Source organism: Pelotomaculum schinkii (genome assembly GCF_004369205.1).
GTDB lineage: Bacteria > Bacillota > Desulfotomaculia > Desulfotomaculales > Pelotomaculaceae > Pelotomaculum_C > Pelotomaculum_C schinkii.
The window spans coordinates 2,097,619-2,118,458 of sequence record NZ_QFGA01000001.1 but is presented as its reverse complement, the minus strand read 5'-3'; the positions used below and the strand labels follow the sequence as shown (position 1 = coordinate 2,118,458).

The 20,840-nt window shown below is 50.5% G+C and carries 18 protein-coding genes; 17 read left to right on the top strand and 1 reads right to left on the bottom strand.

Annotation, left to right across the window (positions count from 1 at the left end; all coding sequences use genetic code 11):
• Window positions 1-89: 89 nt before the first annotated feature.
• The gene (locus tag Psch_RS09840; protein WP_190240053.1) at window positions 90-923 is read right to left on the bottom strand and encodes a PRC-barrel domain-containing protein; all 834 of its coding nucleotides are present in this window, start codon (window positions 921-923) and stop codon (window positions 90-92) included.
• A 108-nt stretch (window positions 924-1,031) separates the two neighbouring features.
• Here Psch_RS09840 and Psch_RS09835 point away from each other — a divergent pair, with 108 nt between their 5' ends.
• The 17 genes from Psch_RS09835 (at window position 1,032) to Psch_RS09755 (ending at window position 20,823) form a co-directional block, all read left to right on the top strand.
• Window positions 1,032-1,673 carry a 50S ribosomal protein L25/general stress protein Ctc gene (locus Psch_RS09835; RefSeq protein ID WP_190240052.1) on the top strand — a complete coding sequence of 214 codons (642 nt, stop codon included), beginning with the start codon at window positions 1,032-1,034 and terminating at the stop codon, window positions 1,671-1,673.
• Between the two features lie 316 nt (window positions 1,674-1,989).
• Window positions 1,990-2,547, top strand: coding sequence for an aminoacyl-tRNA hydrolase (pth, locus tag Psch_RS09830; protein WP_134217153.1), 558 nt, complete (start codon window positions 1,990-1,992; stop codon window positions 2,545-2,547).
• A 61-nt stretch (window positions 2,548-2,608) separates the two neighbouring features.
• Entirely contained in the window at window positions 2,609-2,977 is a 369-nt protein-coding gene (locus Psch_RS09825; RefSeq protein WP_134217154.1) for a hypothetical protein, read from the top strand.
• 115 nt (window positions 2,978-3,092) lie between these two features.
• Window positions 3,093-3,326, top strand: coding sequence for an anti-sigma-F factor Fin (locus Psch_RS09820; protein ID WP_134217155.1), 234 nt, complete (start codon window positions 3,093-3,095; stop codon window positions 3,324-3,326).
• A gap of 129 nt (window positions 3,327-3,455) precedes the next feature.
• Entirely contained in the window at window positions 3,456-7,013 is a 3,558-nt protein-coding gene (gene mfd / locus Psch_RS09815) for a transcription-repair coupling factor (protein ID WP_190240051.1), read from the top strand.
• A 41-nt stretch (window positions 7,014-7,054) separates the two neighbouring features.
• Window positions 7,055-8,041: a peptidyl-prolyl cis-trans isomerase gene (locus Psch_RS09810; protein ID WP_190240050.1), complete on the top strand. Its 987-nt coding sequence runs from the start codon at window positions 7,055-7,057 to the stop codon at window positions 8,039-8,041.
• Window positions 8,042-8,169: 128 nt separating this feature from the next.
• Entirely contained in the window at window positions 8,170-8,730 is a 561-nt protein-coding gene (gene spoVT / locus Psch_RS09805; RefSeq protein ID WP_134217158.1) for a stage V sporulation protein T, read from the top strand.
• Window positions 8,731-9,648: 918 nt separating this feature from the next.
• Entirely contained in the window at window positions 9,649-11,340 is a 1,692-nt protein-coding gene (gene mazG / locus Psch_RS09800; protein WP_190240049.1) for a nucleoside triphosphate pyrophosphohydrolase, read from the top strand.
• An 83-nt stretch (window positions 11,341-11,423) separates the two neighbouring features.
• Window positions 11,424-11,699 carry an HU family DNA-binding protein gene (locus Psch_RS09795; protein WP_134217160.1) on the top strand — a complete coding sequence of 92 codons (276 nt, stop codon included), beginning with the start codon at window positions 11,424-11,426 and terminating at the stop codon, window positions 11,697-11,699.
• A 43-nt stretch (window positions 11,700-11,742) separates the two neighbouring features.
• Window positions 11,743-11,994, top strand: a complete 252-nt coding sequence (locus Psch_RS09790; protein ID WP_190240048.1) for an RNA-binding S4 domain-containing protein — start codon at window positions 11,743-11,745, stop codon at window positions 11,992-11,994.
• Between the two features lie 51 nt (window positions 11,995-12,045).
• A complete protein-coding gene (locus Psch_RS09785) occupies window positions 12,046-12,996 on the top strand; it encodes a SpoIID/LytB domain-containing protein (protein WP_190240047.1) in 951 nt (316 codons plus the stop codon).
• A gap of 388 nt (window positions 12,997-13,384) precedes the next feature.
• A complete protein-coding gene (locus Psch_RS09780; protein ID WP_190240046.1) occupies window positions 13,385-14,998 on the top strand; it encodes a histidine kinase N-terminal 7TM domain-containing diguanylate cyclase in 1,614 nt (537 codons plus the stop codon).
• Window positions 14,999-15,123: 125 nt separating this feature from the next.
• Window positions 15,124-15,396 (top strand): sporulation protein YabP, encoded by a 273-nt coding sequence (yabP, locus tag Psch_RS09775; RefSeq protein WP_134217164.1) that lies wholly within the window; start codon window positions 15,124-15,126, stop codon window positions 15,394-15,396.
• Window positions 15,397-15,454: 58 nt separating this feature from the next.
• Window positions 15,455-16,006 (top strand): spore cortex biosynthesis protein YabQ, encoded by a 552-nt coding sequence (gene yabQ, locus Psch_RS09770; protein WP_243124049.1) that lies wholly within the window; start codon window positions 15,455-15,457, stop codon window positions 16,004-16,006.
• A 133-nt stretch (window positions 16,007-16,139) separates the two neighbouring features.
• Window positions 16,140-16,370 (top strand): MoaD/ThiS family protein, encoded by a 231-nt coding sequence (locus Psch_RS09765; RefSeq protein ID WP_190240044.1) that lies wholly within the window; start codon window positions 16,140-16,142, stop codon window positions 16,368-16,370.
• Between the two features lie 73 nt (window positions 16,371-16,443).
• Window positions 16,444-18,510: a sigma-54-dependent Fis family transcriptional regulator gene (locus Psch_RS09760; RefSeq protein WP_190240043.1), complete on the top strand. Its 2,067-nt coding sequence runs from the start codon at window positions 16,444-16,446 to the stop codon at window positions 18,508-18,510.
• Between the two features lie 417 nt (window positions 18,511-18,927).
• Complete coding sequence (locus tag Psch_RS09755; RefSeq protein WP_190240042.1) at window positions 18,928-20,823, top strand: aldehyde ferredoxin oxidoreductase family protein; 1,896 nt, start codon at window positions 18,928-18,930, stop codon at window positions 20,821-20,823.
• The last annotated feature ends 17 nt before the right edge of the window (window positions 20,824-20,840 follow it).

Sequence of the window (20,840 nt, the reverse complement as noted above, 5' to 3'; positions counted from 1 at the left end):
CCTTCACTTGTTTTGTGTTTCTCATATCTATGGACGTAATCAGCATTCTAAATCGATCGCGTACAGACTTTCCCATACCCACCGTCCCTTTAAGCTTGCGGAGGCGGGGGAGTGCGGTTTTCCTCGTTTGGCGGGCCGGCTTGCGCCGGGGGATTTTCTACTATGCGCTCATTTTTTTCTAGACCCGCTTTCTGCGTGGTAACTGCAGACAATCCAGCAGCAGCCGGATCTTCGTTCTTTTCCCTGTCAGCGGACAGAGCCTCTTCGCCTTCGGGGTTGGTTGCGGCTTTTATATCCTTCTTTACTTTTTCGATAGATTTGTTCAAGGTGGTACCCAGGTCCTTTGTTTTTTGCACCGTGTTTTCCCATAGATGGCCGGTTGTTTCACGGATATTTTTGACGGTTTCCTGCAGCCCGCCGTCGAGCTTGAAAATATTGTCCAGCGCCTCGTTGGTAATTACCACCACTTCTTTGCCCAGGGTCCGGACATAAATGGTGTCCAGGAAGGCACGGCCCTTGATAAAGCTGTTGAGCAGGTTGCCGGAAAATTCCAGGCCGGCGATAGTACCCGTGGCCAAGTCCACGTAGTACTCGTCAACATTGCCAAGGAGAGTCCCGTTTTCAGCCACGAGCCGGGCGCCGATGACGCCGACCTTTTCTCTGGCCAGCTTGACTATGTCAGGCAGGCTCGCTGCCCGTTCCACACTGGCTGTTTTTTCAATGGTGATAGCGTCGCTGCCCGCGCTTTTAACCTTATGATAAGGTATAAACCTCTGTTCCTTAAACCAGCCCTTTTGCTCAATAATCAGCGCAGCCACCTTTTTACCGGCAGGGTCAACTACCAGACTCTTAACATGGCCGATCTGCTGGCCTTCCTCCAAACTGATTACCGGCATGGATTCAAAACGCTTGCTCTTACGCATCTTAACCCCCCCTGCAGCAAATAAGTTTCTTAAGCTAATTCATATGCCCACGCTGGAATGTTTATGACAAATATAGGGAATAATAGTTACCAAAGGGGGGTTTCTTAGATGGAACCGGAATTGGAAGTCCGGAAAAGGTTGGATAAAACCAGCAGCCATACCCATGAGATAAGAAATAAAGGGTTGATCCCGGCTGTTGTGTATGGAAAAAACATAGGCGCCATGGCTATTGAAGTGGATGCCAAGGAATTGCAGAAAATATTGGCGGAAGCCGGTTCAAACGCCCTGATCAGTATGAAGATCAATGAAAATGGTAAAACCAAGAAGCACAAGGTGCTGGTCAAAGCCGTCCAGCGGGATCCGTTGCGCCGTGTTCTGGTACATGCTGATTTTCACCAAATTTCTTTGAAGGACAGAATTCACACCACCGTACCGGTTGTTTTGAACGGTACCGCTCCTGGTGTGGTGATGGGGGGTGTCCTTACACCGCTCCTGCGGCGGGTCGAGGTGGAGTGCTTGCCTACACAAATCCCCGATGCCATTACCGTGGATATCTCCGGCCTTGAGGTCGGGGATGTAATAAGCGTGGCCGACCTTGTACTGCCTCCGGATGTTAGAATTAACGAAGACCTGCACGCCGCTGTGGTCACGGTAGCTGCGCCTGGGAGAGAGCCAGTTGAAACCGTGGCTGAGCCTGATGAGGAGAAAGCCGAGCCTGCCGGGGCGGGTGAAGAAGAGTCCTCTAAATAGGGTATGGCTGTCTAACAAGAATATCCATCTTTTGCAGGCCACTTCAATCGTACACGGCGCGTCAGCGCCGAACTTGCGGGCGCCAATGTAACATTTCTGCGAATGAATTCGCACCTACATTTTCAGGGTGGAAGATGATAACTCAGGTTTATTTTTTTCTACGCCCTACGCCTGACCATTAAGGAATGCAGCATAAGCTTACGCCTCACCGCTAAGGAATGCAGCATAAGCTCGCGCCTTACGCCCATTTTAGCCTTTCCCTCCTAAGCAGGCCCTGGTAAAATAGGGGAGAGTTTTAGAGGCGGAGGTGCCCTTTATGAAAGTGGTTGTGGGACTTGGTAACCCGGGCAGACAGTATGCCGCTACCAGGCATAATATAGGCTTTATGGTCATCGACCGGCTGGCGCGGGAACTGAATGTGGCTGTGACTAAAAAGATGTTTAATTGCCTGGTCGGCCAGGGGCTGATTGACAGGGAAAAAATTGTGCTGGCCATGCCCCAGACGTATATGAATTTAAGCGGGCAGGCGGTAGGCCCCTTGTTAAACTGGCACAAACTTGATCCGTCTGCCCTGGTGGTTGTCTACGACGACCTGGACCTGCCTGCCGGCGCCTTGCGTATCCGTCCCTCAGGAGGTTCCGGCGGGCACAAGGGAATGCAATCGATCATAGCGGTCCTGGGTACTGAAAATTTTATCAGGGTTAGAGTTGGGATCGGCAGGCCGGAAGCCGTTGACATGGAGACGGTGGATTATGTCCTCAGCCGCCTTGAGCCCAGGGAGATGGAGGATGCGCTGAAGGCCGCTGCCGGGTCGGTCGTTTGCATAGTGCGCGATGGACTGGAGAAAGCTATGAACCTTTACAACAGAAGGTGATTGTTACATACGCCTCAAGCAGTTTTTACCCTCCCTGCCACTGTCCCTGATCCTGGGGGTAATGGCTGCAGCCCTGGCTTGGGAGGTTAATAAACATTTTGGTAGATGGGCCGGCAAAAGGTGGGAATACCTGGCCCCACTGGTGGAGGAGATCTCCAAAACTGCCGCAGCTGTTTTATTCGGCGGGGACATCCTGTTAACCCACCTGTCCTTTGGAGCAGTGGAAGGCTTTTGGGAATACTTCAACCGCCGCAATGGTTATTACGCCGGGCTGGCGGCTCTGGCCAGCCACTCCATTTTTGGTTTTATAACCTTATCTGTCTACCGTTTTTACGGTACCCTGCCACCCGCTTTGGGCGCGGCGTTTTTGACCCATATGGCCTGGAACTGCCTGGTTGTGAAATTATCGGCAAAGCGACACAACAAGTAAATGTAAAGGAAGCAGGGGGACGGTTCTTTTGCTTCCAAAAAAGGAAGCAAAAGAACCGTCCCCCTGCTTCTCCCCCTGCTTCCTTTACTAAATCATGGAATGAGGGCAGGCCTTTTTGAAACTCGTATATGTTTGTGAATGTTGTGATATTGTCGTGCATAGTTTAGAAGTGGAGGCCCTTTCGCCGGGAGAAATGCAGTCTGCCTTGACGGGTACAGAGTCGCAGAATATAATTAGTATGTCTGGCAGCGGGGACCAGGTGATCTTGACCACCCTTTGTGAGGAGTGCCTGGAAGACATGTACGGAGGTCCTGACAGCGCTTATTTTGGCGGGCCGGTGCTCAATTAAAGGTCCACAATAGGCATGACGCGTTGCAAACAGAGGATGAAATTACAGCGATGTAAAACCATGATACGTGAGCTTTGGCCTTTAAGCTGCTAAAGCTCTTTTTGTGATGGGTAAATGGAGGATATATTCATGCGCGGGATTTTGAAGCCGCTTCAATCCTCGGCTGAGTTCGGCAGCCTGGCCGCAGGACTGGAGAAAAAAATGAAGCAACAGCAGGTATTTGGCCTGACCGGGTCACAGCGCAGCTATCTTTTGGCCGGATTGGTTGAAAGCGCCCCCCAGTCGTTCCTGGTGGTGACGGTAGGTGAGCGGGAAGCCCTGGCTTTAGGCGATGAACTGGTGGAATTCCTGCCCGGCGTCACTGTGCAGCAGTTCCCGGTAATGCAGTTGCTGCCCTATCAGGTACTGGCCCAGAGCATGGAGGTGGCGGCTCAGCGCCTGCAGGTGTTGGAAACGCTGTCACAGGGCGATCAGACCATTGTCATTGCTCCTGTTGAAGCTTTATTGCGGCGCTTGCCCCCCCCTGACGACTTCAAAAAAGCGGTGCTGCGGCTGACTATCGGTGATCGGGTAAATTTGGAAGACATCCTGTATAGTTTGTCGGCCATGGGCTACGAGCGGGTTGATCTGGTTGAGGGAAGAGGGCAGTTTGCCAGGCGGGGGGGTATTCTGGATATTTTCCCTATGACCGCCCACCGGCCGGCCCGCCTTGAATTCTTTGACGACGAGGTGGACTCCATCCGCCGCTTTAACATTACAACCCAGCGCTCAGAGGAGAAGGCCAACGAATTGGTGATCTACCCGGCCAGGGAGCTGATTGTCAGGGGCGATACCCGGGAAAAAGCCCGGTTGGCCGTCGATAAGGAATACCTGACGCAGCGCCGCAAGCTGGGGAAAACAGGAGAACAGGGAGCATTGCAGCAGCTGCAGGAAAAATTCGAGGAGATCCTGGAGGGTTTTGACGGCTACTTCAGCGGTATCGAGCAATTTCTCCCTTATTTTTACCCCGAGACAGTTACCCTCCTTGACTACCTGCCTGGCCAGGTTCCAATTTTTGTAGATGACCCGTCGCGCGTCAAGGAAGTTGCGGAAGCAGTGCTGCGGGAACACGCCGAAACCTACGCGGACCTTTTGGCCAAGGGAAAGCTCCTGCCATCCCAGTTCCTGACTTACGCCGGTTGGGAACATCTCCAGGCGGGCTTTGCTTCCCATATTACTATTTATTCATCTCTACTGCCCCGCCAGCCCGGGTTTATCGAGCCCGAACAAATCATTAACTTTCCCGGCAAATCCGTACCGTCTTTCATGGGGAACCTGGGGCTGTTGGCGGGAGAAATACGCCAGTGGCATGCATCAGGTTATGCCGTGGTGGTCCTTGTGTCAAGCCAGCTGCGGGCCCAGCAGCTGCTCTTAGCTCTACGGGACTACAATATTGACGCCTTTTATGCCAATTCCCTGGAAGGTCACGTCAGGGCCGGCAACGTGGTGATTTCCAACGGCAGCCCGGCAGCGGGTTTCGAGCTTCCCGGCTGCCGCCTGGTGGTGCTCACTGAGTCGGAAGTTTACGGCCAGCGCAAAAAACCCAGGCGGGAGTGGAGGCGGTCGGACCGGCTGGCTCCCTTTGTGGATATTAAAACCGGTGATTATGTGGTGCATGTCAATCACGGGATTGGCCGCTATCTCGGGGTGACGCCCTTGACTATCCAGGGGGTTCAGAAGGAGTACCTCCTGGTCAAATTCGCCGGGGAGGATAAGCTCTATGTTCCGGTGGACCAGGTGGGGTTAATCCAAAAGTACCTGGGCAGTGAAGGCGAGGCCCCCCGGCTGTCCCGCCTGGGTGGCGGCGAGTGGGCCAGGGCCAAGGGCAAGGTAAAGGAAGCGGTCCGGGAGATGGCCCATGAGCTGCTTGCCCTTTATGCGGCCAGAGAGACCGTCAAGGGCCATGCCTTCGGGAAGGATACGGTATGGCAAAGGGAGTTTGAGGATGCGTTCCCCTTTGAGGAAACCCCTGATCAGTTGCGTGCCGCGGAGGAGATTAAGTCCGATATGGAGCGTAGCAGGCCGATGGACCGGCTGCTGTGCGGGGACGTGGGCTATGGCAAAACCGAGGTAGCCTTAAGGGCTGTTTTCAAGGCGGTCATGGAAGGAAAGCAGGTCGCCGTGCTGGCTCCGACTACCATCCTGGCCCAGCAGCATTACAACACCTTCCGGGAGAGGTTGGCGGGCTATCCCGTAGGGGTCGATGTTTTAAGCCGTTTCCGCACAACCCGCGAGCAGCGCCAGGTACTCCAGGAACTTGAGCGGGGTACTGTTGACATCATCATCGGCACCCACCGCCTGCTGCAGGAAGACGTCCGTTTCAAGGACCTGGGCCTCTTGGTGGTGGACGAGGAGCAGCGCTTTGGGGTCGCTCATAAGGAAAGGCTGAAAATAATCAGTAAAAACGTGGATGTGGTTACCCTTTCCGCCACTCCCATCCCCCGTACCCTGCATATGTCCCTGGTGGGGATGCGGGACACCAGCATCCTGGAGACGCCGCCGGAAAATCGCTACCCGGTCCAGACCTATGTATTGGAAGAGGATCCGGTCCTGATCCGGGAGGCTATTCACCGTGAGATGGGACGCGGGGGGCAGGTCTTCTTTGTCTACAACCGTATTTTTGATATGGAGAGGGTGGCCTTATGGCTGCAGGGCCTGGTGCCGGAAGCAAGGATAGCAATTGCCCACGGCCAAATCAAAGAGGACGAGTTAGAACGGGTGATGCTGGATTTTTTGAACCACGAGTACGACGTCTTGGTCTGCACCACTATTATTGAAAACGGCCTGGATATCCCCAATGTAAATACTCTTATGGTCAAGGAGTCCGGCATGATGGGCCTGGCCCAGTTATACCAATTGCGGGGTCGGGTTGGCCGTTCCAACCGCGTGGCCTACGCTTACTTTACCTATCGCAAGGACAGGGTGCTTGGTGAGGCTGCCGAAAAACGACTGGCCGCCATCCGTGAGTTCACCGAGCTGGGTTCCGGCTTCAAGATCGCCATGCGAGACCTGGAAATTCGCGGCGCCGGCAATATCCTGGGGGCGGAGCAGCACGGGCACATTGCGGCAGTCGGCTTTGACCTGTACAGCCGGCTCCTGGAAGAAGCGGTGCGGGAAGCCAGGGGTGAGGAGGCGCCCAGGATGGTGGAAGCTTCTATTGAACTGCCGGTAGAGGCCTATATTCCTGACACCTATATACCGGATTCCAACCAGAAGGTGGCGATTTACAAACGGATAGCGGCCTTTAGCTCGCTTTCAGAAATTCCGGATCTGGAAGATGAACTGGTGGATCGCTTCGGGGATTTACCGGGGCCGGTGGGTAACCTTTTGGCTGTGGCCAAAATCAGGGTACTGGCGGGGTGGCTAAAAATTAAGTCAATCAGCCTTTTGCCCGGACAGTTTCGCCTCTTGTTCGCCGCAGGCCATCCCCTGGCGGGGGAGGACCTGGTAGCAGCCGGCCGGCAATACCAGAACCGGGTAAAATACTCAGGCGCCGGAGACGAATTCGAAATCAAGCTGCGCCTGGCTGGGAATGGCCACTATGAGGGCAGTTTTCTTCTGGAACAACTGGAAGCTTTTTTAAACCTGCTGGTTGGTGACCGGTTTTGCCACAAAATGTCAGGTGGTTGCCAGAGGAAGCAATGTTAATATATAATGTACCTATGTTGTTTTGAAGGGGGGATATGATAATGATGAAAATATTGAGGTTTTTTGTCCTGTCGCTGGCGCTGCTGGCGGTAGTCATTGTTGCGGGCTGCAACGGCAATGTTGTGGCAACCGTAAATGGTGAGAAGATTACCAGCCAGGAACTGGACAAGCGGGTTGCAGAAGAAAAGGCCGGCTACGAACAACAGGGCATGGACTTCAGCGGGGACCAGGGCGCAAGCTTGCTGGAGACTCTCCGCAAGAGCACCCTGGAACAGATGATCAACAACAAACTGATGCTCCAGGAAGCAAAGAAAGTGGGTACCCTGTCCACTGATCGGGTTCAGGAGATAATAGGCGCGTATAAACAGCTGTTTTCGTCCGAGGAAGAGTATCAGCAGTTACTGGACCAGGTCAAAATGAGTGAGGAAGACATCGCTTATATCTTGAACCTGCAGGACGAGCTTACTAAGGACCTGCCCCCCGTAACCGATGACGAGGTTAAAAAGTATTACGAAGAAAACAAGGAGCAGATGGCCCAACCCGAGCAGTTGCAGGTCCGCCATATTTTATTCTTCGTGGATGAAGGTGACAAGGGCTACCCGTTTAAGCATACCGACGCTGAAGCAAAGCAGCTGGCGCAGGATGTCATCGGCCAGCTTCAGCAAGGGAAGGACTTTTCTCAACTAGCCGGCGAAAAATCTGAGGACGGGACCAAGGTTGACGGCGGCCTTTACACTTTCAGCAAAGGCCAGGCGGTTCCGGAATTTGAAGAAGCCGCGTTTGCCTTAAAAGACGGCGAGTACACCAAGTCGCCGGTAAAAACCGACTATGGCTACCATGTTATTCTCAGAGAGAAACTGATTCCGGCGCAAACACCGTCTTTTGAAGAGGTCAAGAGCGAACTTGCCGAACAGATGAATGAGGAAGCCAAGCAGACCAAGTTCAGCCAGTTTATGGAGGAAGCTAAAAATAATGCTGATATAACTAATAAACTGTTAGACCAGGCAGAAGATAACTCAAAACAATAAAAGCCTGACGAAAGCTGAAAAGTTTTTATGGTTGATTGGAAAAAAATGAATAATCAAACCCCTCCCGTTATATACTATTTTATAAAGCTAAACCTTGAAATGAGCCGATAAGGAGGGAAGGGGAATTAATGAAAGCAACAGGTATAGTTCGCCGTATAGACGACCTGGGTAGAGTTGTTATCCCCAAGGAAATAAGGAGAACACTGAGAATCCGTGAAGGCGATCCCCTGGAGATTTTTGTTGATAGGGAAGGTGAAGTAATACTAAAGAAGTATTCACCAATCGGCGAACTGGGCGATTTTGCCAAGGAGTATGCGGATTCTTTGTATGAGGCCTTGGGTCACATTGCTTGTATCGCTGACCGGGACACTATTGTCGCCGTATCCGGCGCGCCAAAAAAAGAATTTATAAATAAACCGATTGGGCCGGCTATTGAGAAAGTAATGGAAGACCGCAAGGCAGTGGTCATTAACAACCCGGGTGAAGATCCCTCCTGTAAGGATTGTATGATCATAGAAGACGGTGAATGTAAATATTCTTCCGAAGTTATCGCTCCAATTATTGCCGAAGGAGATCCCATCGGGGCTGTGATTTTGGCCTCCAGGGAATCGGAAACTAAAATGGGTGAGATGGAGCTGAAACTGGCCGAGACCGCAGCCGGTTTTCTTGCCAAACAGATGGAACAGTAACAAAGTGGCCTCTAAACGGCCACTTTATTTTTTTAATTGACAATACATAAAAATACCAGTACGCTATATGGATGCAAATGTGTTCGAAGCGAAAAGATCAATGTAATTTGGTTCTCGAAAAGCCTTTGGGGTAGTGGTCACGGGGTTATCCTCCGCTCGCTTCGCAATTCTACGCTTGATTTAAGCAAAATTATACCGACCGCGCCTTACAGACAGCCATCCGTTAGTTACGCGCTATTTAAGCTTTTCTGCAAGCAACGCACGCGCTAAGGAACGCATCCAGGTGCTCCGCTCGCTCCGGATAACCCCGTGCCCGCAAGTCAAGCCTTTTCGAAGCATACTTTTTGAGGACAGGTGGAACAGTGGAAGGTTCTTATTGATTAAAGCAAAATTATACCGACGTAATGATAAAGATCATTGTAAAATGGTTTTCGAAAAGCCTCTGGGGTAGTGGGCCTGGGGTTATCCTCCGCTCGCTTCGCAATTCTACGTTTGATTAAAGCAAAATTATACCGACCGCGAGTCGCAGACAGCCATCCGTTGGTTACGCGCTATTTAAGCTTTTCTGCAAGCAACGCACGCGCTAAGGAACGCATCCAGGTGCTCCGCTCGCTCCGGATAACCCCGTGCCCGCAAGTCAAGCCTTTTCGAGCATGCTTTTTGAGCCAGGTGGGACAAGACGGTTCTTATTGCTTCTCATTGCTTAACTTAGACAGATGTAGATAGTGGGAACTATCCCCATTGCTATTTAACGCAGCCAAAATGTAGGTGCGAATTCATTCGCACATGAGACCAATAAGGAATGCAGTATATACTCACGTCTCACGTCGCACGTCTCACGTCCAATTCTTACGCCCTACGCCCTACGCCTTACGACCTGGGCATAGGCTCACTAATATTCAAGGGAGGCTTATTTTTATGCCCAGCCATGCAAGGATAACTATCGCCGGACTTGGTGCCGGGGCTTCTTCCGGCCTTACTATGGGTGTTTGGGAAGCGTTGAGGGGCTCCACTTGCATCTATCTCCGCACGGGAAAGCACCCGGTTGTAGAATGGCTCCGCAACCAGGGGATTAACTTCCAAACCTTTGACGGTTTTTACGATGAAGCCGCTTCGTTTGGCGAGGTCTATGAGCGTATTGCCGGGCAGGTGATAGAAGAAGCCCGTCGCGCTCATGTGTTGTACGCTGTACCGGGGCACCCCCTGGTGGCTGAAGAATCGGTGCGCCTGATTATTGAGAAGGCGGAAGAGGAGGGGCTGGAGGTAGCGGTACTGCCTGCAGTCAGCTTCCTTGACGCGATTTACACCTCCCTGCGGTTGGACCCGGGCCGGGGACTTCAGGTTGTAGACGGTTTGCGGCTCGAGGACAGGCCTCCCTTGCCGGCCAGGCCCGCGGTAATCACCCAGGTTTACAGCCGCCTCGTGGCATCGGATGTAAAGCTTTATCTCATGGAAATTTATCCGCCCGAACACCCGGTGACGGTGGTTAGGGCCGCAGGTATAACAGGTGAAGAAAGGATCGAGACACACCCGCTTTTTGAAATTGACAGGCTGGACTGGGTGGACCATCTTACCAGCGTTTACATACCCGAATTGGGAAATGAGTCGTGGGACGTGGGACGTGAGAAGTCAGATGAACTACGTGGCATAACCACAGGGAGTTCATACGGCAAAGATATATCCTACGAAACACCTGGACAAGCAGGCGGCGGGCAGGCTGAGGAGAAAGACGGAGAAATTGAGGTTGTCGAGGTAATTGAGGATGATGAGCAAGCCGGTTGGGACGGGGACGAGCTTCGGGAGCCAACGTATGAAGACGAAACTCAGAGCCGCTTTCCTCTTGACCCGTTGGTGAACATCATGGCCCGCCTGCGCGGTGAAGGCGGGTGCCCGTGGGACCGGGAGCAGGACCACCAAAGCCTTAAGCCCTATCTTATCGAGGAAGCGTATGAAGTTTTAGAGGCGCTGGACGAGGAAGATATGTATAAAATATGTGAAGAATTGGGAGACTTATTACTACAAATCGTTTTTCACGCGCAGATTGCCAAGGAAAACCGGCAGTTTGACATCAACGATGTTATTGCCGGAATCAATGAAAAATTGATCCGCAGGCACCCGCATGTTTTTGGCTCTGTTAACGCCAGGGACAGTCGCGAGGTATTGGTTAACTGGGAGAAGATCAAGGCCAAGGAAAGGGAGGGGGGCGCCCCTAAGAGCCTTTTGGTTTCTATCCCGTCAGCCCTGCCGGCGCTTATGAGGGCAAACAAGCTGCAGAAAGCGGCAGCCCGCGTCGGGTTCGACTGGCCGGATTATCAGGGGGCTTATGACAAGACACAGGAGGAACTGAGCGAGCTGAAATCGGCTATTATAGCCGGGGACCGGCTGGAGATTGAGGAGGAGGTTGGCGATCTCATCTTTTCTACCGTTAACCTGGCGAGACTACTGGGGATAGAACCTGAGGGGGCGCTTTCCAAAACTTCGGCAAAATTTATTAGACGCTTCGAATATGTCGAAAATATGGCCCGGACAAAAGGTAAAGATCTCTCCCATTTTACTCTCGCCGAAAAGGATGAATGGTGGGAGGAGGCAAAAAAAGTAGAAAAAATATAGGAAACATTTTCTTGATGGAAGGAACTGAAAGAATTTTCGCGAATAGTACTGGGACTAATATCTATTATTTTAGGAGGGATGATATGAATAAGGCAGAATTGATCTCAAATGTTGCCGAAAGAACGGAACTGACCAAGAAAGACGCTGAAAAGGCTGTCACTGCAGTTCTGGACACCATTGGTGAGGCTTTGTCCAAGAGTGACAAGGTCCAATTGGTAGGTTTCGGAACCTTTGAAATCAGAGAAAGAGCTGCCCGTAAAGGCAGAAATCCTCAGACCGGCGAAGAAATTAATATTGACGCCGCCAGGGTTCCTGTTTTTAAAGCAGGTAAAGCGCTCAGGGATGCAGTGGGCAAATAAGTCCACTTCTTTTTCAATATTTACCGGAATGGTGGCGTGATATTTGCGGCTTGATAAATTCCTTAAAGTTTCAAGGGTGATCAAGCGGCGCACCCTGGCCAATGAAGTGTGCGACCAGGGTCATGTTTCAGTCAACGGCAGGGTGGCTAAAGCGGGATTAGAAATTAAGCCGGGTGATATCCTGGAGGTTCGTTTTGGTCACCGGATGCTTAAGCTGGAGGTTGTTGATGTCCGCGATAATGTTCCGGCCAAACTTGCGGCCGAACTGTATAAAGTGCTAGAGGAAACTACATAAATAAAACCTCTCCTGCTCACAATAAAAGAAAACGCGGGAGGGGTTGTTTTTATGTTCCGGCACATTATGCTCAGAACGGTAGTGCTCCTGCTGGTGGGTTGCTTACTGGCGGCAGGTTGTACCAGGAAGCAGGCTCCTGCGCCCAAGCCGGCGCAGCCCCTGGAAGACGAGCCGACTATTTCACTATTTATCAATAAAACAGGAGAGAAGAAGAACTTAAAGATGGAAGAATATATCCAGGGTGTGGTGGCTGCGGAGATGGACACCAAGTCGCCGGTGAACGCGCTGGCAGCCCAGGCTATCCTGGCCAGGACCTTTACCCTGGAGAATATAAACTCAGGCCGGGTTAAACAGCTGCGCGGCACCGACGCCTCCACCAGTGTCGAGGAGTTTCAGGCCTACGACCCGTCTAAAATTAACGACAATGTCAAGAAGGCGGTGGAGCAGACCAGGGGCGAGGTAATTACAGTCAACAATAATCCCGTCCATGCCTGGTTTTCGGCCTGTTGCGGCGGGATTTCGGCCAGCGCCGAAGAAGGGCTGGCCTACACCAAAGACCCTACCCCCTATATCAAGGCCGGGGCGCAGGACGGCTGCCTTGCCATAACCAAACCCAGGAACAAAGCGTGGGAAGCCAGGATCCCGGTTGAACAGGTAAGAGCTGCTGTGCAGAGGACTACCGGAAAGGATCCCGGGGCTATAACCTCGGTTTCTATTGAAAAGAAAGGGCCGTCTGGCCGCGCCGAGCAGATTAAGGTAGGCGCTGTCAGTGTCGGAGGGCCGGAATTGAGGTTGGCCCTGGGCAGTGAAAAAGTGCGTTCCATGTTGCTCACAGACCTGCGGGTCGAAGGCGGCCAGCTGGTCCTCAAGGGAAAAGGCTTTGGCCACGGCGTGGGCATGTGCCAGTGGGGCGCCAGGTTAATGGCCGAGCAGGGAAAGTCACCCGAGGATATCGTCAAGTTCTATTATCAAAACGTGGACATACAAAAGAAGTGGAAGTAGCAGTATAAATCGCAGGACGTGAGCTGATGTTAAATTGGCAATGCGGGCGACTGCAGAAACTACCAATGAAAAATGCGCATAAGCGCTTAAGGGGCTATCGCTTACGTTGCGATAGCCCCTTGTTATTCTAACGCCTATAGAGAATATAATTCTATTAAAAAAGATACCTTCCTGAAAATCCATTACGGCCTCTGCTACATTGGTCGAATGTAGGTGCGAATTCATTCGCACAAATGTTGCATCAGCTACAACAAGTTCAGCGCTGACGCGCCGTGTGCGATTGAAATGGCGCCTGCATCGGCTGGTATTTTCATGATACGTGGCGCCGCGATAGCGGCGTATGAAACTACCCGGTAAAGTTGTTCAGAAAGTGGTAGAATCTAAATAAATGATGACGAGCGCCAACAGGGCTTTTCTGCTGTTGGTCAAAAAGGATGTAATAGTGATGCTGCATGGATATTTAGCGTATATTGTCGCCTTATTAATTGCAAGTGTCATTTCCCTGTTAATGGCATTATTTCTATTTATTCGACGTACAAAGACAGGCGCAGTAGTTTTGGCGTATCTCATGCTGTCTACGAGCGTTTACTCTTTGGGATATGCCTTTGAACTTGCCTGTTCAACCCTGTCGGGTATGCTTTTTTGGTCAAAATTCCAGTATCTGGGCATCTCGATCATACCAGCTCTATGGATCATTATGGTAATTCAGATGACCGGGAAAGACAGGTGGCTGACTCGTCCTGTACTGATTGCTATATTTATAATTCCATTTACGACTTTTATTTTGCACTTAACGGATAGTTACCATCATTTGTATTATAGTTCGGTAAGTGTAAATCTAAATAGCCCCTTTCCCCTGCTTGTTTTTACCAAGGGGCCCTGGTATTGGGTCCATGTGGCTTTTACCAACCTGTCCATCCTTTGCGGCAATATCATGCTTTTGGACATGTGGCGGCGATCCGCGCCCTCATATAGCAGGCAGGCGGCTATCATCCTGATTGCTTCGCTGGCTCCGTGGGCGGGCTTAATTATCTACCAAACGGGAAGAAGTCCCTGGGACTTGGATTTAACCCCTTTTACATTCACATGTACAGGTTTAATAACTGCCTGGGGTTTGTTCCAATACCGGTTATTTGATCTTATTCCGGTTGCGCGTGACAAAGTGTTCGACAGTATGCGTGACGGTGTACTGGTTGTGGATACCAGCGACAGAATCGTAGATTTTAACCCAACCGCCCAACTAATTGTAAAAAAACTATCGAAAAAGGATATTGGCCGGCCTGCGAAAGAAGTTTTGGCGGACTATCCTGAGCTGTTGAAGCAACTTTCCGTAAATAATAATGAGCAAAATAACCTTCAAACATCTCAAGGGGGAGTGTCTTATTACTATAATTCCCGCGTTACACCTGTAATGAATGACAAAAACAAATTAATCGGTAAGACAATTGTACTCAATGATATAACCCAACAGGTGTTGCTGCATGAAAAACTTAGTAAACTGGCTACCCTGGATGCGCTTACAAATATCTTTAACCGCAGGCATTTTCTGGATTTAAGCAATGATGAGCTCTGTCACGCGAAACAGTCCGGAACATCAATATCTTTGATCCTGATGGACCTTGATCATTTCAAGCAAATCAACGATACCTACGGGCATAAAGCGGGTGATATTGTAATTACAACGGTTACCGCGGTTTGCAGTAATAACCTTCGGGTTACAGACCTCTTTGGCCGTTACGGAGGAGAGGAATTTGTGGCTTTTTTGCCGGAGACATCATCTGAAGAAGCATTTCAGATAGCCGAACGCCTCCGTCAAAATATAGCCGTTACCAGGATAGAGCTGGATGACGGCTCAATAACCGTAACCGCCAGCTTTGGTGTCGCCAGCGCGGATAAAGCCGGCGATATAGAGCTGGATGAACTGTTGAAAAATGCGGATGAGGCTTTATATGAGGCTAAAGAAGCAGGCAGAAACTGTGTACGGCGGCGGTTTTTGAATTAGCAATAAAGACGGTTCTCATTGACCATCATCTCTTTTTTTAGCATTAATAATAACCCCGGAGCATAGGATGAGTTAGGCAGTAATTTAGAGGGGTCTTTGAAAGGGTACCTGTGGGGGGTGATCGTGTGGAGGAACACGTCACGCACAGCCTGGTGGTCAGCGGGCGAAAGCAGTTGGTCCTGCAGGGGGTGCTGCGCGTCGACAGCTTTGATGAGGCCGAGATTAACCTGGAAACCAATCTGGGCGTCCTGAGCCTCAAAGGCGAGGGGCTGCATATTACCCAACTCAGCCTGGAAACAGGCAGCCTGACTGCGGAAGGGTACTTCACCTCTTTTCAGTACATGGAAAGCAAGAGCAAAGGCAAGGGCAAGGGATTATTAAGCAAGATTTTAAAATAAGGACAATTATAAAAGCGCTTAAGGCGCTTTTTTAGCAGGGGCGGTGTTCTTATTGGATATGCTTATCAACCAGGCGGGAGCTTTCACCTCTACCATCGTCATAGGCATGTCCGCAGGTCTATTATATGACTATTACCGCGCGGTCAGGGCGGCTTACAAGCTAAGGAAAATTGGGACTTTTATTGGTGACGTGGTCTACTGGCTGGTTACCACGGCCATGGTTTTTGGCATGCTGCTGTGGGGGACCTGGGGGGAATTGCGCCTTTATGTATTCATCGGCATCGGCCTGGGCGCGCTTTTATACTTTCACCTGTTCAGCCGCGCCGCCTACCGCGTGTTCCGGTTGAAGTTTTACATCATTCACCGGACCTGGGCTTTATTGCTGTGGACGGTGCACTGGCTGTGGATGGTTGTTACTTACCCGGTGCGATTGCTGCTGTTTAGCCTTTCTTACCCGTACAGGCTATTGGGAAGTATTGTGAACAAAACGGGCGGGGGATTTAAAACTGCCTGGTACCGGCTGGTTGGCAGGAGAGTTGAGCGGGGCCTGGGCGGATTGAGAAGGCGGCTCTCCCGCCTGGTATTTTGGAGGAAAAAAAAGGATGATTAAGGAAGCCCCGCCAGGGGTTTTTTTGGGTACTTTTATTAGTTGTACAACTGTCTGAAAAGGATTAAAATTTGTTTAACACTTATTACATGCTATAATACTCAATCGACAAATACCTGCGTAGGGGGATGTTGCCGTGATTAAGGTTAAGCTACACCCTGCATTGCAAAAAACAGAGTCCAAAGTTAAAGGTTACATCCAAATACAATATGAACATGGATTAACGGTAGAAAAGTTAAGGGAGCTTTTAAAAATACAAATAGCTGAAGTAGGGTTTATCCTGATTAACGGAAAGCATGCAAAGAATTATGATGTATTAAACCGGGGGGACATCGTTGAGTTTTATCCTATCTTTGGAGGCGGGTAAGAAAATTACCAATTTCTCGGTTTTTTTACCTTTGTAGAATCTATAAGAATTGTTAAAGGGGCGTAACTCAAATATGCATAACAAGGACGAGCTGACCCCGCGATGGACTTGTGAAGACGAGGAACTTTTAGAAAAGCAGCTGGCGGAATACAAGACCTTTCTGGATACATTGGCCAAGATCAAAGAGGATTGGGAGATATTTATTCACACCGGTAAAATGGGCAAAATCAGGCATGTACGGACGGAAGTGCTGAGTGGTTGGAAAAGATCCATGAAACGCGGTATCGACCCTTATAAATTGTATCCGGTTTCACTGACTGCAAAGAACCTGGAACTAAGGCTTGCGGAGAACAAAGAGTTTATAGACATAGCTTCACCTTTTCTGGACGCTTTAACTTTAAACCTGGAAGGTTCCGGTTTCCGGGTGGATTTACTGGATAAGGACTTATATATACTAAAACAATTTGGCGAGCCGGAAGTGTTGGAAACGGCACGCAAGCAGAAATCTTACCCAGGTGTCAGCAGAAGTGAGCAGAATACCGGGTGCAATGCTATCAATTTGGCAGCTGTTTTAGGCCGGCCGGTACAGTTGGCGGGACCGGAACATTACAACGCCCAGCTTCAATACTGGACCTGTTCGGCCACTCCAATTTTTGATCCGAACGGGGTGATGCTGGGAGTTGTAAATATTGCCGGGCATTACCTGAAAGTGCACCAGCATACGCTGGGCATGACTACTGCTCTGGGCAAGGCCATTGAATTCAGTTTGCGCCAGAATCAACTTCGTAAAGAAAAAGAACTGGCCGGCAAATATGTTGAGCGCATGATCAACTCTATTTTTGACGGGATGATTGCGCTTGATGGACAGGGCCTGATTACTTTTATTAACCGTACTGCCGGCGAGATTTTGGAGGTTAAACCCCAGGAGGTTGTCAACCAGCCCGCTGAACTGGTGTTGGGCAGCCAGTCCAGCATTGTTGAGGCTTTAAGGACAGGGGAAACTTACCTGAACAAGGAACTGATCTTAAACAAACGAAACAAGCAGAAAATTGTGTTCGGCAATGTGGTTCCGATTACCGACAACAACAAGGTTAACGGCGTCCTGGCAGTGTTCAAGGGCTTAAGCCACGCCAGGGGACTGGTTAAAAACATGGCGGGCTTTAAAGCATATTTTAATTTTGAAGATTTAAAGGGTAACGGCGCCCATTTCAACCAGGTGATAAATCTGGCCCGCCAGGCGGCGCCCTTGCCTTCCAATATTCTAATACTGGGAGAAAGCGGTACGGGTAAAGAGATGTTTGCCCAGGCAATCCATAACGCCAGCAGTGTAAATAGCGGGCCTTTTGTAGGAATTAACTGCGCGGCTATACCTGCGGAGTTGATTGAAAGTGAGTTGTTTGGCTACGAGGGCGGTTCTTTTACGGGCGCCAGGCGCGAGGGGCAACAGGGCAAGTTCCAGTTGGCCGCGGGAGGCACGCTGTTTCTGGACGAAGTAAACGCTATGTCTGTTACGATGCAGGCAAAGTTGTTGAGGGTGCTGCAAAACTTGAGGTTTACGCGGATCGGCGGAATGAATGAGATTGCCCTGCAAGCCCGCATAATTGCCGCTTCCAACAGCGACCTGTGGGACGAGGTAAGCTGCGGCAATTTCAGGGAGGACCTTTTTTACCGGTTAAACGTCATAACTATCGAAATTCCCCCGTTGAGAGAGCGCAAAGATGAACTTGCCGATTTGATTGAACATTTTTGCCGGAAGCATGCCAAAAAACTAAACTTTAATTTTAATATTTCCGAACGGGCTTTGGAGATAATGAAAGAATACCACTGGCCCGGGAATGTCCGTGAATTGGAAAACGTTATTGAGCGTTGCGCGGTATTGGCCTTCAGCCGTTCGGACAGCTGCGCCAATGAACAGGATTTATTAAGCTATCCGGGGATTAGAAAAGCTTTGGGCAACAGGCCGGAGCCGTCAGCAGAGCCTTTGCTGTCCGATGGAAGCAATTTAAAGGCCATGGAAAAGGATATCATCAAAGAGGTTCTGAACCAAACGAACGGCAACATTACCAGAGCGGCAAAGCTTTTAGGCATAACCAGGAAAACCCTTTACAGGAAAATGAATAAGCATGCCTTGAGGGCATAGTTTTATATACGTAATATCTGTGTGCATACAAATGACCCACTTCTTGTTTCGGAGTGGGTCATTTGTATGCACATCTGTATCCGATGATTTGCTCCAATAAGCTATCAGAGTAGTTGCCATGCCGCTGTCACATGCCGGCAGCGGACAAAAACTTGGCCATGCGGGCGCCGTTTTCAATCGCACCTGCATCGGCTGATATTTTCATGATACGTGGCGCGGCCACAGGCGGCATGGGGGTCTACTGTAACTTATGTCAGTATGAAAAATTTCTGAAATAGAGGACGATTGGAATAATTTTTGCAAATATGAATATTGAACTGGTCCCGGCCAGGTGGAGAATTACACATAACAAGTAAAAAAGGCCGGTTAATGGGAAAAGAAACGGCAACTTGTTAAAAAGCTTAGGAAGGTGCGAAAATGGGATTCGGTTATAATGGAAAAATTCTCCTGATTAACCTGAGTAAGTCTGAAGTCTTAGTACAGGAACCCGCGGAAGAGTTTTACAGGCAGTACCTTGGTGGCCAGGGAATAGGTCTTTACTACCTGTTAAAAAGCAACAAAGTCAATATTGACCCGCTTGGACCGGACAATATCATGGTGTTTGCGCCGGGACTCTTGACCGGAGCAAACGCTCCCTGTGTGCCGCGTTACACGGTGGTGGCCAGGTCCCCGCTGACAGGCGCGCTGGGGAAGGCTGAAGCAGGCGGCTGGTGGGGACCGGAACTTAAAAAGGCTGGCTTTGACGCGGTGGTCATTGAGGGGCGCGCCGAACACCCGGTGTACATCTGGATCAAAGACGGTGAGGCCGAGATAAAAGACGCAGGGCGCCTGTGGGGTATGGAAACCGGTGAGGCGCAACAGGAAATTCGGCGTGAACTGGATGACAACAGGGTTCAGATCGCCCAGATCGGTCCTGCCGGGGAAAACCTTTCCAGGATTGCGGGCATATCCAATAACCTGGTGCATTTTAACGGCCGCAACGGTCTGGGCGCTGTTATGGGGTCCAAAAACTTAAAGGCCATTGCCGTTAGAGGTACAAAGTCAGTAGAAGTTAAAGACCAGTCAGTGATCATGGATACCCTGCGTTGGGTTGCCAAGAATTTTAAAGATCACCCTCTGAGCGCCGCCCTGCATGAACATGGTACGCCAATGGGGATTACAGGCAACAATGCTGGAGGAGTATTGCCGACCAATAACTGGGAGACCGGGTTTTTTGCGCAGGCTAATGAAATTGGTTCCGAAAAATTAAATGAAATTCTGCTCAGGCGCGGCGGGTGTTATTCCTGTCCTATTAACTGCAAGAGAGTGGTGGAAGTGCAGGACGGGGACTTCATCGTAGATAAAAAATATGGCGGGCCGGAATATGAGACCCTGGCCGCGCTGGGGTCCAATTGCGGCATTGGGAATTTAAAACTTTTGCTCAAAGCCAACGAATTATGCAACCGCTATGGTTTAGACACTATTTCTTTGGGTATGACCATATCCTTTGCCATGAAATGTTATGAAGAGGGAATCATCGGCAAGGACATCACCGGCGGGCTTGCGTTGAATTTCGGCAACGAGGAAGTCTTACTTCCTTTAATTGAAAAAATTGCTAGAAGAGAAGGCTTCGGAGATACTCTGGCGGACGGCAGCAGGATAGCGGCAGCCAGGTTTGGCCAAAGAAGCGAGCGCTTCCTGATTGAGGTCAAAGGCCAGGAGGTCCCGATGCATGATCCGAGGGTCAAAAGCGGCGTGGGTCTCCAGTACGCCTTGTCGTTTAACGGAGCCGACCACTGGTTTGCCCAGCACGACCCCTTCTTCACCGGCAAGGAGTCTTTTGGTACCCGGGGCGCTGCAATTATAGGCTTAAGCCGGCCGGTAGGGGCTGAGGACCTTGGCCCCAATAAAGTGAAGCAGGTGCTCTACACCAGTTACCTCAATGGACTGTATGACATGCTTGGAGTCTGTATCTTTGGCTACACGGCGAGAAGCTTAACTTCACTGGAAATGCTCTTAAACCTGGTTAAAGCGGTGACCGGCTGGGAAACCTCCTGGTGGGAACTCTTAAAAGCCGGTGAACTGTACCTGGCCATGGCAAAAGAATATAACTGGCGCATGGGCTTTACGATTAAAGACGACCGGTTGCCGGAAAAGTTTTATGAAGCTTTCAGCGGCGGGCCGCTTGATGGCAAACCAGGACTGGACCGGAAAGTTTTTGACCTGGCAGTTAGACTGTTTTATGAAATGGCTGGTTGGGAGGTAAGCACCGGCAGGCCGAAAGCAGCCAAGCTGTATGAACTTGGCCTTGATTGGCTGGTTGATAAGAATTAACTAAAAATTCGGGAGGG